The following is an 11873-nucleotide window of genomic DNA, read 5'->3' on the forward strand; positions in this document are numbered from 1 at the left end:
TAGTGCTGCGTTCCTCAAAGGGTGTAGGTGAACCGTCGGCGTAGCTGCCGTGGTGGCGGTGGTGGGCGTCCCCAGACCCAGGGTTTGGCCTGGGTGTTGAGCTGGGCGGTGGCGATGCGGGTGGCGTAGTCGATGTCGTCGGGGCCGACGAAACACTGCCCGGCGATGGCATGCCGCCGGAAGATTCGCCACCAGGCCTCCTGCAGGTTGAGCCAGCAGGCGCCGACCGGGATGAAGACCTGCCGGATCCGGGGATGGCCGGCCAGCCATTCCCGGGTGGCGTAGCTGTTGTGGCTGGATAAGTTGTCGGTGATGACGAAGATGGGAGCGGTGCCAGGGTTGGCATTCTCGATCTTGGCGAGAAACTGCTGGTAGTAGCGGCTGCTGCGGGACGGGGCGGTCATGGTGACCGCGGTCCCGTCGGCGATGCGCAGACCTCCGTATACCCAGGTCTTTTCAGGGCCGCGAGAGTAGTCCAGCGGCGCTTTGATCCGGTGCCCATCAGGCGACCAGCCGGATGCGGGTGGGAAGGCCCGCAGGCACCACGGGGCCGAGCTCATCTGCGCAGACCACTATCGCGCCGGACGGCGGGCGCGCATAGAGGTCCACGATCCGGGATCCTTTGCGGCGAATTCCGGGTCTTTGCTGGTGGTCCAGGATCGGGGGCGGCGCCATCTCACCCCTTCCTTCAGCAGGATCCGGCGCACTTGAGAGCGACCGACCTCGATTCCGGCGGCACGGGCCACAGCCGTCAGCGTGTCCAGCGTCCACACGCCCGGTGCATCTTCCTCCTCGGCGGCGGCCAGCCCGTTCAGCCACGGATCAAGCATCGGTCGCCCTGGCGGGGTCGTTTTGACCAGGGCGATGATCTGGCTGCGCTCGCTTTCGGTGAGCCGCGGTCGTCGCCCAGGCCCGGGCCGATCACCCAGGCCATCGATTCCTTCGCCGTTGAACCGGTGTAACCGCCGGCGCACCGTTTGCGGGTGACAGCCCAGTCTGGCCGCGATTGCCGGCACCCGCAGCCCGTCCCAGCTGGCCACCACGATCCGGGCTCGCTGGATCCAGTCACCGGGAGCGTGCCGGGCACCGGCCAACCGGCGCATAGTGCGTTCTTCCCTCTCATCGCACGGAGCCCGCCTCGGTGTGGTTCGAACGCAAGCTCGCGCTAGTGGTGCGTTCCTCAAAGGGTGTGGGATTGCCTCTGGCCAGGAGCCTTGAGGAGGCGGATTCTCATGGCAGGAGGGTTCCGCCATGCCGAAGCTACTGTTCGCGCGGGCTCCGTGCGACCCGACGGCGCCGGCTCGCAGCGCCTCGTGCACATACTCGTCGAGGTCGAACGTGGTGAGCATGACGACCTTCGGCGCGCCAGGCCAGATCGCCATGCGGGGGGCGGCAGCCAGGCCGTCGGTGCCGGGCATCCGCACGTCCATGAGCACCACGTCGGGGCGGCACCGGGCGACCGCGGCGACCGCCTCGTCCCCCGCCTCGGGCACGCCTCCACCGAGACCACCCAGCTGTACGCGCTGCTGGACGACGAGGTCGCCGACGCCGAGATCCGCGCCGCCCGCCGACGCCGCGACCAGGCGATCCACTGACGAGAAACCGCTCAGGGCCATCGCACCTCTTACAGCGTCATCAGCACAGGTCAGAGATGGGTTCGTTGGATTTTCCGCGACCAGTCCGGGACCCCCGGATCACCACGCCGCAGCCTTCACTCGGGATCTCATGCTCACGGTGGCGTCGCACACGAAACCGGACACGCCTAACCCACCCGTCGATCAAAGATCAACACCATCAACGACCGACAACCCCGCTGTGTCCTCATGCAGAGTGACGCGGAACACCCGCGGCGACCAGCAGCCCAGGCTACGGATCCCGCCCACCGCCGACCAGATCGGCCGATTGTTCACCGGCTGGCGTGAGGAGCTGTCGACTTGTCGCAAGTCCGCCCCGGCCGCCCCGCAACTACACCGCTTGCCGGCTGATGTCGGAGGCCGGACTGCGGATGATCGACGCCTGCAAGCTCGACCTGGCCGACATCAAGTGGTAACTGGGCCGCTTCGGCAAGCTGCACGTTCGCCACGGCAAGGGCGCCCGTGGGTCCGGACCGCGAGAACGCATGGTCCCGCTGATCAACAACGCCACAGCGACGCTGCGCTGGTTCGTCGAGGACGTGTGGGCCCAGTTCGGCGACGACCACACCCGCCCCACAGCCCCGTTGCTGCCGTCCGAACGCAAGAACACCGACGGCAGCGCAGCCCGTGTCGGCGATGAGACGCTGTGCGCGGCGCTGGCCCAGGTCGCTCAGGCGCACCTGCCGGACTGGCCCGAGGTGATCACTCTCACGTTCTGCGCCACTTCTGCGCCTCACAGCTCTTCTGACCCATCCGATATTTGTCGCCGTCGCGGTGGCCGCTTCACGGCCGTTGCGGCTCGCGCAACTGCGCGAGCTGGGCTGACGCCATGAGAGACCTTCAGCGGGCACAGGAGCTGCCTGATCAACAGTCCACGACCTGGCAACCCACGCCGGTCATCACGGCTGCCGTCTTCCATCGTCGCGGGCGTCTACGGGCGTCATCACCCACTCGGCCACCTGCACGGGACAAGTCTGGGCTGTCAGCGCTGCCTCACCATGCACTTCGAACGCTTGAGCGTCCCTCCCCGCGCGTATCGACGCCCAGAAGAGCTTAAACAGGGCCTTCGTGGCGCTTAGGGGAGCTGTCTCGCCCGCGACGGGTGAGAGTTGGGGCGTCGCAGCATTGCCGCAGGATAATCCCTGCCGGCTCGTGAATCGGTGCGCCCAGGACCTATTGCTGGGTCAAGGCCAGCTTGACGCCGAGAGCGGCGAAGGCGGCGCCGAAACCGCGTCGCATCCAGGTCAGCACCTTGGGCCGGGAGATCACGTGGTTCCTGACCGCGGCGGCGAACAGGCCGTACCCGGCGAAGACCACGAACGTCAGCAGCATGAACACGCCGCTCAGCTCCAGCATGCGGGCCAGCGCGGCGGGCTCGCCGGCGCTCACGAACTGCGGCAGGAACGCGAAGAAGAAGATCGACAGCTTGGGGTTGAGTATGTTGATCAGCACCCCGTCGATGATCACTTTGGCCGGCGGGCGCGGGGCGGCCTCCTGCTCGACGCTCAGTGCGCCCCGCTCCCGCAGGGTGGACCAGGCCATGTAGAGCAGGTACGCCACGCCCGCGTACTTCAGCACCTGGAAGGCGACGGCGCTGGCGTGCAGCAGCGCCGCCAGGCCGGTGACGGCCGCCGCCATGTGCGGCACGATGCCGAGCGTGCAGCCGAACGCCGCCACGATGCTCGCCCGCCCGCCGCGCGACAGGCCGGCCGCCAGCGTGTAGAGCACGCCAGTGCCCGGGGTGACGACAATGACGAGCGAGGTCAGCAGGAACTCGATGCTCACGGGTGACGGTTCTCCTGAAGGCGAGGGTTGGTCCGTACACGCAACCACTCCCCGCCTTCTATGTCAATATGCGTTTATTTTAGTTTCGGTGCGCCACAGCAGGCGCTAAGGCATGAACCCGCCGTTCCCTGTTCTACTCGCTTGCCGTCGACGTACACCTCGCCGATGGCGCCCAGCATTCCATCCGTCTTCGCCACGCTCTGTATCATCTGCTGGACGTCTCCCAGCCGGGCATGGCCGGCCGCGGTTGCGGGTGCGGGGATGCTCAACGCCAGCATGGCGGAGGCCAGCCCGGTCAGGCCGACCGTTCGTGCACGGCTCATCTCGTCGTGATCGGGTGTTCACGAATGGGCTCGGCCTCGGACGGAAGAGAGACCGAGAAGATCGATTCCCCAGATTGACGCGATCGTTTCCCAGCCGAGGACGTCTACCGCTTCCATTTCCAGCCTCCACGATGACGTTATGCCGAACGACGCAGAGCTCCGCCGCTCACATCAGTTGCCGGCCACGATCGTGCTGGGCAGCCTCGGCCTTGCGTCCGTCCAGCCGGATGCGGTCACAGCGGTCCACGAGGTGAGCGTTCCCGTACTGTCGGAGGATCGTTCTTGCACGGCCAGCAGCCGGCCTGAGGACTCCTCGATGATGATCTGCCTTGTCCCGTCGAGTTCGATGCCAGTTCCGACCCGGCCTAAGGGATCAGCGATGGTGCCGATGTTCTTGACGCTCGAAAGACTCGCGAGCATGCGGTAGAGCGCGGCGCGTACCGGAGGAGTCGTCGGCAGTTGGGAGAGCAGACTGGTGGCCTGGGCGTACAGAAACTCCTCATCGGCCGGGTAACCACCTCGCCAAGCCCGCCCTTGGAGAACTTCCTTGAGCCGCACCGGATCCGCCGGCAAGGTCATGACTTGTTTTGTCGTGACGAGTAAGGATCCGACCTGGGGATAGGAAACTTCGGGATTGTGCTGGTCGTCCAGTCGGAGGGCGAACGGCGGTGGCGGCACCACGCCGCCGATGCCGGGAACGCCGGGTCCTTGACAGGCGTCGAGCCTGTGCGCTCTCTGTTGGCGCCAGATCGCCTCATCGGCCTGGGCAAGCGGTTTGCCTGACTGAGCGGTGACCAAGAGCCAGCTCGGCTCTCGCTCCGACTAGGCAATCCAGACTTCATGCGTGCATGTCACCTGATAGCTGAGCATCTTGGGTGTCATGCCGGCGGGTGCGCATCCTTCTTCCCCCATTGCCATGCTCTGGCCCACGCTGTGCCAGTAGCAGCCCGTCGCCGCGCTGGTGGTCTCGATCCGGTCCGTGGCGGCAAGGAGGACGGTACGGGCGGATACAAGATGAAACGTTGAGGGCTCGGTGTCCGTGCTGCGCACCAGCAGAGTCGTCACGACCGTGACGGCCATCGCGACGGCGGCCACTCGGATGGTGGTCATGACTTTCGATCTCGGCCAAGACGGCCTGAAAGCCGGGCTTGTCTGTGGCTCGTCGCCAGCCTTGATCAGCAAGTCATCAGCGAAAAGGCGCGATCCGCGATCCAACGAGTCCGGACGAGCCATGGTGAGTAGTCGCATCTCGTCGGGCTTACGGCTCATTGAAGCCCCCTCCGGGGATGATCACGGGCTTGAGAGATGGGGTGATACCTGAGGTGTCGATCGCCGATTGCAGCCGACGGCGTGCGCGATGCAGCCGGACGAAGAAGGTGGCCTTCGTACAGCCCAGCACCTCGCCCGCTTCCGCGGCAGGCAGGCCGTGCCACGTGGTGAGAGTCAAAATCTCTTTGTCGTCTTCGGAAGGGGTGGCGAGCGCGCGAAGTATGGTGAGTAGTTCGGTGGCGTGTTCGCCCACGTCGGTGACTGCGTGCTCCATCCACGTTCGCAGGTCGGCCTCCAAAGATTCATGACGGGCGGCCTGCCGCAAGTTGTCACGCACGATGTTCCGGGCGACGCGGAAGAGCCATCGCAACTGGGCGTGTCCGGGGATGTCGTCGAGTCGTCGCCAGGCGACGAGGAAGGTCGCGCTGACCACTTGCTCCGCGAGTTGATGTCCGGCTCGACTCACCGCATAGCCGTACACCCGCGCTTGGTAGGTGCTGTAGAGCGTGGTGAAGCGCTCGTGGGGATTGGGCAAGCCGGTTCCTTGGGTCGGGGAGGCATGTTGTCCATGGAGCATGTGGTCCAGACGAAGGCTTTCTTACATCTCAATTTCGCCCTTCTGTGAGCCGAGTGGTTCGATCCGTTCCCGGAGGTGCACGACGCCTGCCGGGAGCGCCAGATCGCGCGAGGACTTGCCGGTGCGACTGGCCGCGGTCGAGGAACGACTGCAGCGCCTGGCCATCACGCGCGAGACGCCGACAAAGTTCACTGGCGAGCACATCATTAACGCCGACATGCCTGAAGGCGACCACGCGGGCGCCCAGAAGGAATCGTCGGAGGCGGCTCACCTCGACCCCGCAAAGGAGCCGTCACCGCTACCGCCGTTGCGGGGGTTCCGGCAGCAGGTGGTGGCGTTGCTGGCCACGGCCGATGAGCCGATGCGGGCACGGGAACTCGTGCAGGCCATCGGCAAGCCGGACACCCGCTCCCAGGTGGAGGGCATGCGTTCACGGCTGCAGCGACTGGTGACTGATGGATGGCTACGCCGAGAGGCGGACGGCCTCTATGCGATCGCCGCCGGCGTCAGCGGCTACGGGCCGAGCGGGGAGGCCGATTGACCATCCGTTCCTGATCACGGTCATGCCGTGAACGAGCAGGGTGCCGCCGAGGGTTCAGCTCGGTGGCACCCGAGGTTGCACGAGCGACCAGAGCTGACTACCCAAAGTGGCTCGCACATCCACGTGAGTAACCCGGATGGGGTGTCTTGGGGAGACGTCGAGCCCTGATTTCGTCGCGCCCCCCACCAGGGGGCACGACGGAAAGGATCGACGATGCCCTCACCAGGGCCAAGACGCGTTCGCCGCGGGTCGCCGGGATCGCGGTGCGGCATCCGCAGATCGTCGCCTCGGGCCCTGAATCAAGGGGTGGTGTGGAGGCCACCGTCCGCCTGGCCAAGGCCGACCCGGCGCCCACCGAGGCCAACCTCCGCAGCCAGTACGGCAGTTTCGCCGAGCTGGCCGGACAATGCCGGACCTGGTGCGAGAAGATCAACGCCTGCCGGCATCGCGGCAGCGGCCAGATCCCCGCCGAGCAACTGCTGATCGAGCAGCAGGCGCTGCACGTGCTGCCCGCCGAGCCGTTCGCGCTGGCGCTGGGCGAGCAGCGGATCGTCTATGACGACCAGACCATCAGCTTCGCCTCGGTGCGCTACTCCACCCCACCCGGACATATCGACACCAAGGTCTGGGTGCGCGTGGTCGGCGAGGAACTTGTCGTCACCGCCCGGGCCGCTGACCGGGAGCTGACTGAGATCGCTCGCCGTCGAGTGTCTGTCCCGGGTAACCCGCAGATCCTCGCCCAGCACTACGCGCACCATCCCAATGGGCGCAGTGTCCACCAGCCGAACCCGGGGCCGCGCAGCGAGGCGGAGGTCGCGTTCCTGGGTATCGGGCCGGGCGCCAAGCGGTGGCTGACCGAGGCTGGACGCGCCGGAGCCCTGCGCATCCGCGCCAAAATGGCTCGCGCCGTCGAGCTGGCCGTTCGTGCGGTGCGGTTTGAGGTCGAACACCCGCCAGATCCGGCCGATCGTCGACTCCGATAATCTGCTGCGCCGGGCCGTCGAGGCGCGGTGTCGGCGTACGGGTCTAAGTACACAGCCGCGTACAGAACGTGCAAGGCGACATCGTTGAGTTGCCCTATGGGTTTCGATGGTCGAGCCGGATCGCTCGTCACTCGTTCGGGGGCGGCTGAACGACCGTCGGAATGCGGTCTGGATGCGGGTTACGGCACCGACCAGGCGCGTTCAGGCCCTTATCCCGCCGGATTGGGCCAGTTCCAGCGTTCATGGTCCGGTCAGCGTGGTGGCGCAGGCGCGGCAACGATTCCCCCTGTCTCGACCAGCGCCCGGCGCCGTGCAAGGAGGAACAGCAGCCACGCCGCCCCGCTGAGCACGCCGCAGACGAGCAGGGCTGCGCGGTAGCCGAGGACATGGGAGATGCCGCCAGCGGCGATGCCCGACACGAGGGAGCCGGCCGTCGCGGTATTCGCGAACAACGCGGTGGCCCGGCCCGGGGTCGCCGGCAGCAGGTCCTGCATGTGGCTGATGCCAAGCGCGCCCACGACCGCGATGGCGACGCCTCGGGCGATGTGGATGAGCACCAGCGCCACGATCCCGGTAAATGCTGCCACGAGCGCGAAGTACATGATCATGAGTCCCATGCCGATCAGGATCGCGCGGCCCCTGCTCCAATGACGGGGCAACAGCAGCAGGGCGAGTGCCGCAGGGATCTCTGCCCCGGCGCAGACGCTGAACATCAATCCCACTGCGCCGGCCGAGCCGTGTAGCTCCTGCGTGACATACAGCGGTAAGGCCACCGCCCCCGAGAACATTGCGATGTGAAACAGGGCGAAGCTGACGATCGACAGCGCGACGGTCCGCGAGCTGAGCGGCCGGTCTGAGGCGGCCTCGACGGGTTGGGACGCCTGCGGCTTGTCCGCATCGAGTCCGATCATGGCTACGACTACCAGGCAGAACCCGCAGCCTGTGACGATGAGTAGCCCCGAGTAACCAGGCCCGGCGACGAGCGCACCGCCCGCCAGCGGACCGATCGCCCAGGCAAGCGACCACGCCGAGCGCAGGATGGGTGTGCCGCCGCCTGGCCTGGCCGCCGTCCCGTTCGCGTGGCCCTTGCCGAGCGCGAAGAGCTGCGGAAACACCGCGCTGCCGGGACCGAGCAACACCACGCCGATGAGGAGCAGCAGCGGATACGACGTGGTCGCCAGGAGCAGGAGATATCCCGTACCTGCCAGCGAAGCGGCCAGCACCGCCGGCCACCGGCCGGGACGGCGATCGTAGCGGCGGCCGAGCCAGACGCTGGCAGCCATGCCGCTGGCCGCTGTCAGGGAGACGAAGATGCCAATTTCGAGCACAGATAACTGCAGCCGCTCGGCGCCGAACAGGACGAGGTAGGGCCCGATCATGGACTCGGTGATGCCGAGCATCATGATGGCGATTAGGAGAGTGATAAGTCGGCGCCGCGGTCCAGACGCAGTAGTTGCTCCCATCCACATCGCGTTCCCCGTCTGCCCCGCTCGTATACGCAGGCGCCACCGGAGCCACAATGGCCTCGATTGCGGCGCTTCGGAGAGATGGGTCCAGCACCATCATCAGCCGAGGGCTGGGCGTGCCACCGGCGGCGTCGGCCGCAGAAGACCGACACGGAATCACAAGTCTGCTATCTGGTGCCTGTGGAGTTCCGAAGCCAGCTGTCTACAGTTGTTGGACCTGGCCTGAGTCGTTGCCCCGGGGGGCTGGAAGAGGACCTCCAGCCCGCGGGAAGGCAAGCGACGCGCGAGCGCCAGCGGGGACCTCCTCCGTCGGCCGACGACTCGGCCTGCACCCGGCCACAGTCCGGAAGTTCGTCAATGCGACCGTGGAGAGCGTCATCGCCGCCGGCCAGCAACGCGCCAGCATCCTGGACGGCTACCATGAGCATCTTCACCGGCGCTGGAACGAGGGCATCCGTAATGCCACCCAGCTCACCCGGGAGATTGCCCAACTCGGATACCCGGGGACCGAACAGCAGGTCCAGCGCTATCTGCGTCGATTTCGCGTGCCGGGCACCAGCGAAGTCGAGATTCCGCCACCTCGACCGCCAGCGGTCCGTGACATCACCCGTTGGATCATGTCGCATCCCGATAACCTCGATACCGACAGTGTCAACCACTTACGGCAGGTCCACCAACTCAGCAAGGACCTGCGCGTGGTCACCCAGCACGTCAAAGACTTCGCTGTCATGCTCACCCAGCTCCAAGGGCGCCGCCTCAACGACTGGATCATCGCCGCTGAAAGAGTCCACTCCGCGCTCTGGCCAGCTTCGCTCGGAACTTGCGACGTGATCAGGACGCCGTTTATCACCGCCTGACCATGCACCACAACTTCCGGCCGGTCGAGGGCCACGGAACCGCGTGATGCTGAAACGCCAGATGTTCGGTCGAGCCAAGCTTGACTTGCTCAGGAAACGGACCCTCCACGCCACTTAAGATCACGGATATTGCGGCAGAGCCCGGACTTTGACCACGATGGCGTCCCGGAACACCACCGGGTAGACCGCCTCCAGCGGCCTGCTCTGCTAGGCGCGGACGCCTGGCCGACCTGGCCAAGAAGACCTTTAACCAAGTCGCCCGCCTGATCAAGACCGGCTGAAGAAGAACGCAGTACCGGCCTCAGCTGATCACCCGCTTCATCGCCAAGACCGGCCTCGACACCAAGCCCCGTAACTCCCGCCTTTAATGCTCTCTAGCGCCTCGCCCGGGCAACACGAGCGTGTCCACTCAGGTGTCTGGGTGACGGCCGAAGTCGGTGGCGAGCCACGTCGCGAGGTCCTCAGCCGGCTGGCGCTCACCAGACCCCCGTCCCCCTAGTGCCGGCTCGTGCATGCGGTCGATGCGGAACACTCGCCAATCGCCGGCATCAAGGTCGTGGGCGAGTGCGTACCAGTGACCGCGAGCGTACAGACACCGCACTGTCTCAACCCGCCGCCGGGTGACGGTCCCGTGCCGGTCGCGGTAGGCGAACCGCAGCACGAGATCTTCGCCAGCGGCCCGGAGCAGCACCGCCAGGGTCGTCGGATCCACTTCTCCGCGCGCGCCGTCGGCGTTCTCACTGCCCGCGGCGGCGCGGTCCAGAACGGCGCTCAACCGCCGCGGCAGCACCTGCGACAGCTTGGTCAGCGCCCGGTGCGCGGCGTCCCCGGAGAGGACTCCCTCCACCATGCGCAGGGCCACGACCAGGGCCACGACCTCGTCGTCCTGAAAGGTCAGCGGCGGCATCCGGACGCCGGGACGCAGCGCGTAGTGGCCACCCGGCCCAGGCCGGCTCTCGACCGCGTAACCGAGGCCCTGCAGGCGGGCCACGTCGCGACGCACGGTGCGGGTACTGACAGCGAGGCGTTCCGCGAGCTCAGAAGCCGGCCAACTCGGGCGGGCGGCCAGCAGCTCCAGCAGGCGAAGGGTCCGGCCGGCAGGGTCGCCGCCAGCAGACGCGAAGTCGATCACGGCTCCAGTCTGGCAACAGTCGCGGACAGGATCCGGCCACATCTGTCTGTACGGTGGCCGCCATGGAAATCGCTGTCACCACACCGTCGGGCAATGTCGGCCGCTTCCTGGTCGGCCACCTGGTCCGGGCCGGCGTCCGTCCGCGCCTGCTGAGCCGCCACCCGGAGCAGGCCCACACACGCTGGGGCGACCTCGTGGACACGCGCGAGGTCGATCTGCGCGACGCCGCCGCCGTCACCGAGGCGACCCACGGCATCGACGCGCTGTACCTGGTCGTGCCACCCGGCCAGAGCGATGACCCCGTCGCCGCATATGCCGCGATCGGCGAGACCGTAGCCGCCGCGATCGCCGAGAACCGCGTCCCCCGCACCGTCCTGCAGAGCAGCGTGGGAGCGGAGCTCCGCAAGGGCGCCGGCGAGATCGACGGGCTGGCCCGCGTGGAGGAGGCGCTGGACCGTATCGCCGCCGCGGACACCGGCCTGGCTGTCACCCACCTGCGGTGCGGCTACTTCTTCAGCAATCTCCTCTTCGAGCTCGACGCCATCCGCTCGGGCACCGTAGCCGTGCTCCGCCCCACCGACGAGCCGTTCCCCTGGGTCGCCCCGGCCGACATCGCCATGGTGGCCGCCTCCCTGCTGCTCCGCCCTGATTGGTCAGGACGCCGGGTGCAGGCCGTACACGGACCGCGGGACCTGTCCTGGGACCAAGCCCTGGCCGCGGTCGGCGACGTGCTGGGCCGTACGATCATCGCCCACCGCGTCGAGGACGAGGCCATGCGCGCCACACTGACCGGTCTTGGCATGTCCGAGGCGCAGGCCGAGGCCATCATGGGCATGTCGACCGGACTGCGCGAGGGATTCGTGCCCGAGCAACCGCGCACCGCCGAGACCACGACGGACACGACGCTCGAAGCATGGGCCTTGGCCGAGCTTCGTCCTGCTCTCGATGTGACCGGGTGACGAATCGTCGGCGGCGCAGAATGACCCGCCCACGGCCCCTGTATGCCCGACGTCCGCGCCCTCATGATCGACGGGTCATCCGGGAATTCAAGGAGGTTGCTCCGAACGCGCGGTGCCGCTGCCTGTCCTTCTTCCTCGATGGCCTGCCCGGCGCCAGTGGTTCCGTCCAGTGATCGGCTCTGGCCCGTAATCGGTGGTGGCATTAAGTGATCATCACTGCAGCAGGATGCGGTGGCGCAGAAGGTCGAACCCGGCCCGGCCGTGCATCTGGCGCATGATCCTCTTCGTGCGGGTGTTGACGCCTTCGGTGCGGCCGTTGTGATGCGGGAGGGTGAGGGCGGCGTTCA

General features: G+C 67.1%; 13 protein-coding genes and 2 pseudogenes. 5 read left to right on the forward strand and 10 right to left on the reverse strand.

Going from position 1 to position 11873, the window contains the following annotated elements; genetic code table 11:
• Positions 1-14: 14 nt before the first annotated feature.
• The 3 genes and pseudogenes from ID574_RS59000 to ID574_RS61405 form a co-directional block, all read right to left on the reverse strand.
• Positions 15-560: a transposase gene (locus ID574_RS59000; protein WP_223168223.1), complete on the reverse strand. Its 546-nt coding sequence runs from the start codon at positions 558-560 to the stop codon at positions 15-17.
• A gap of 12 nt (positions 561-572) precedes the next feature.
• On the reverse strand, positions 573-1103 hold the full coding sequence (locus tag ID574_RS59005) for a helix-turn-helix domain-containing protein (protein WP_188197825.1): 531 nt from the start codon (positions 1101-1103) through the stop codon (positions 573-575).
• A 183-nt stretch (positions 1104-1286) separates the two neighbouring features.
• Positions 1287-1481: pseudogene (locus tag ID574_RS61405) on the reverse strand (response regulator); the annotation flags it as partial.
• Between the two features lie 638 nt (positions 1482-2119).
• Between ID574_RS61405 and ID574_RS59015 the strand changes: the two are divergent.
• Entirely contained in the window at positions 2120-2467 is a 348-nt protein-coding gene (locus tag ID574_RS59015) for a hypothetical protein (protein ID WP_223168224.1), read from the forward strand.
• A 340-nt stretch (positions 2468-2807) separates the two neighbouring features.
• Here the strand turns inward: ID574_RS59015 and ID574_RS59020 are convergent, their stop codons facing one another.
• From ID574_RS59020 to ID574_RS59035, 4 genes are all read right to left on the reverse strand, one after another.
• A complete protein-coding gene (locus ID574_RS59020; RefSeq protein WP_188197826.1) occupies positions 2808-3419 on the reverse strand; it encodes a LysE family translocator in 612 nt (203 codons plus the stop codon).
• Between the two features lie 494 nt (positions 3420-3913).
• Positions 3914-4540, reverse strand: coding sequence for a hypothetical protein (locus tag ID574_RS59025; protein ID WP_188197827.1), 627 nt, complete (start codon positions 4538-4540; stop codon positions 3914-3916).
• Between the two features lie 24 nt (positions 4541-4564).
• Positions 4565-5011 carry a hypothetical protein gene (locus ID574_RS59030; protein WP_188197828.1) on the reverse strand — a complete coding sequence of 149 codons (447 nt, stop codon included), beginning with the start codon at positions 5009-5011 and terminating at the stop codon, positions 4565-4567.
• Positions 5001-5546, reverse strand: a complete 546-nt coding sequence (locus tag ID574_RS59035) for an RNA polymerase sigma factor (RefSeq protein ID WP_188197829.1) — start codon at positions 5544-5546, stop codon at positions 5001-5003. The genes ID574_RS59030 and ID574_RS59035 overlap by 11 nt, the downstream gene beginning before the upstream one ends.
• A gap of 163 nt (positions 5547-5709) precedes the next feature.
• On the opposite strand from ID574_RS59035, the gene ID574_RS59040 reads away from it, so the two are divergent.
• Both ID574_RS59040 and ID574_RS59045 read left to right on the forward strand, forming a co-directional pair.
• Entirely contained in the window at positions 5710-6129 is a 420-nt protein-coding gene (locus ID574_RS59040; protein WP_188197830.1) for a hypothetical protein, read from the forward strand.
• 311 nt (positions 6130-6440) lie between these two features.
• Complete coding sequence (locus tag ID574_RS59045; RefSeq protein WP_188197831.1) at positions 6441-7112, forward strand: Mu transposase domain-containing protein; 672 nt, start codon at positions 6441-6443, stop codon at positions 7110-7112.
• Between the two features lie 251 nt (positions 7113-7363).
• On the opposite strand, the gene ID574_RS59050 is transcribed toward ID574_RS59045, so the two are convergent.
• The gene (locus tag ID574_RS59050; protein ID WP_336245686.1) at positions 7364-8581 is read right to left on the reverse strand and encodes an MFS transporter; all 1218 of its coding nucleotides are present in this window, start codon (positions 8579-8581) and stop codon (positions 7364-7366) included.
• Between the two features lie 362 nt (positions 8582-8943).
• Here ID574_RS59050 and ID574_RS59055 point away from each other — a divergent pair, with 362 nt between their 5' ends.
• A complete protein-coding gene (locus tag ID574_RS59055) occupies positions 8944-9435 on the forward strand; it encodes a hypothetical protein (RefSeq protein ID WP_188197833.1) in 492 nt (163 codons plus the stop codon).
• 141 nt (positions 9436-9576) lie between these two features.
• On the opposite strand, the pseudogene ID574_RS63375 reads toward ID574_RS59055, so the two are convergent.
• Positions 9577-9642 (reverse strand): annotated as a pseudogene (locus tag ID574_RS63375) (transposase); the annotation flags it as partial.
• A 202-nt stretch (positions 9643-9844) separates the two neighbouring features.
• The gene (locus ID574_RS59060) at positions 9845-10567 is read right to left on the reverse strand and encodes a helix-turn-helix transcriptional regulator (RefSeq protein WP_188197834.1); all 723 of its coding nucleotides are present in this window, start codon (positions 10565-10567) and stop codon (positions 9845-9847) included.
• Positions 10568-10629: 62 nt separating this feature from the next.
• Between ID574_RS59060 and ID574_RS59065 the strand changes: the two genes are divergently transcribed.
• The gene (locus ID574_RS59065; protein ID WP_188197835.1) at positions 10630-11526 is read left to right on the forward strand and encodes an NAD(P)H-binding protein; all 897 of its coding nucleotides are present in this window, start codon (positions 10630-10632) and stop codon (positions 11524-11526) included.
• The last annotated feature ends 347 nt before the right edge of the window (positions 11527-11873 follow it).

The sequence above is a fragment of the Nonomuraea sp. SYSU D8015 genome (assembly GCF_008065375.1).
Taxonomy (GTDB): Bacteria; Actinomycetota; Actinomycetes; order Streptosporangiales; family Streptosporangiaceae; genus Nonomuraea.

Bases quoted from the DNA above. Each gene is read 5' to 3' on its own strand.
- ID574_RS59005 (WP_188197825.1), bottom strand. From the start codon at position 1,103: ATGCGCCGGTTGGCCGGTGCCCGGCACGCTCCCGGTGACTGGATCCAG.
- ID574_RS59065 (WP_188197835.1), top strand. From the start codon at position 10,630: ATGGAAATCGCTGTCACCACACCGTCGGGCAATGTCGGCCGCTTCCTG.
- ID574_RS59030 (WP_188197828.1), bottom strand. From the start codon at position 5,011: ATGAGCCGTAAGCCCGACGAGATGCGACTACTCACCATGGCTCGTCCG.
- ID574_RS59000 (WP_223168223.1), bottom strand. From the start codon at position 560: ATGAGCTCGGCCCCGTGGTGCCTGCGGGCCTTCCCACCCGCATCCGGC.
- ID574_RS59050 (WP_336245686.1), bottom strand. From the start codon at position 8,581: ATGTGGATGGGAGCAACTACTGCGTCTGGACCGCGGCGCCGACTTATC.
- ID574_RS59015 (WP_223168224.1), top strand. From the start codon at position 2,120: ATGGTCCCGCTGATCAACAACGCCACAGCGACGCTGCGCTGGTTCGTC.